This window comes from Xenorhabdus entomophaga (assembly GCF_037996725.1).
GTDB lineage: Bacteria > Pseudomonadota > Gammaproteobacteria > Enterobacterales > Enterobacteriaceae > Xenorhabdus > Xenorhabdus khoisanae.
In genome coordinates, this window is record NZ_JBBMXH010000258.1 from 1 (window position 1) to 1128 (window position 1128).

Genomic DNA, 1128 nt, shown 5'->3' on the forward strand with positions numbered 1-1128 from the left:
TTGTGAGCTCGAAGAGTAGGGCGGGACACGTGGTATCCTGTCTGAACATGGGGGGACCATCCTCCAAGGCTAAATACTCCTGACTGACCGATAGTGAACCAGTACCGTGAGGGAAAGGCGAAAAGAACCCCGGCGAGGGGAGTGAAAGAGAACCTGAAACCGTGTACGTACAAGCAGTGGGAGCACCCTTTGGGGTGTGACTGCGTACCTTTTGTATAATGGGTCAGCGACTTATATTCTGTAGCAAGGTTAACCGTATAGGGGAGCCGCAGGGAAACCGAGTCTTAACTGGGCGTTAAGTTGCAGGGTATAGACCCGAAACCCGGTGATCTAGCCATGGGCAGGTTGAAGGTTGGGTAACACTAACTGGAGGACCGAACCGACTAATGTTGAAAAATTAGCGGATGACTTGTGGCTGGGGGTGAAAGGCCAATCAAACCGGGAGATAGCTGGTTCTCCCCGAAAGCTATTTAGGTAGCGCCTCGTGAATTCATCTTCGGGGGTAGAGCACTGTTTCGGCTAGGGGGTCATCCCGACTTACCAACCCGATGCAAACTGCGAATACCGAAGAATGTTATCACGGGAGACACACGGCGGGTGCTAACGTCCGTCGTGAAGAGGGAAACAACCCAGACCGCCAGCTAAGGTCCCCAAGTCATGGTTAAGTGGGAAACGAAGTGGGAAGGCTCAGACAGCCAGGATGTTGGCTTAGAAGCAGCCATCATTTAAAGAAAGCGTAATAGCTCACTGGTCGAGTCGGCCTGCGCGGAAGATGTAACGGGGCTAAACCATGCACCGAAGCTGCGGCAGCGACATGAAAGTGTTGTTGGGTAGGGGAGCGTTCTGTAAGCCGTTGAAGGTGGGCTGTGAGGCCTGCTGGAGGTATCAGAAGTGCGAATGCTGACATAAGTAACGATAAAGCGGGTGAAAAACCCGCTCGCCGGAAGACCAAGGGTTCCTGTCCAACGTTAATCGGGGCAGGGTGAGTCGACCCCTAAGGCGAGGCCGAAAGGCGTAGTCGATGGGAAACAGGTTAATATTCCTGTACTCGGTGTTACTGCGAAGGGGGGACGGAGAAGGCTAGGCCAGCCGGGCGACGGTCGTCCCGGTTTAAGCGTGTAGGTGGGT

Annotated in this window: 1 rRNA gene; it reads left to right on the forward strand. The window is 54.1% G+C overall.

Annotation, left to right across the window (positions count from 1 at the left end):
* Window positions 1–1128: ribosomal RNA gene (locus tag AAC854_RS22615) — 23S ribosomal RNA — on the forward strand; the annotation flags it as partial.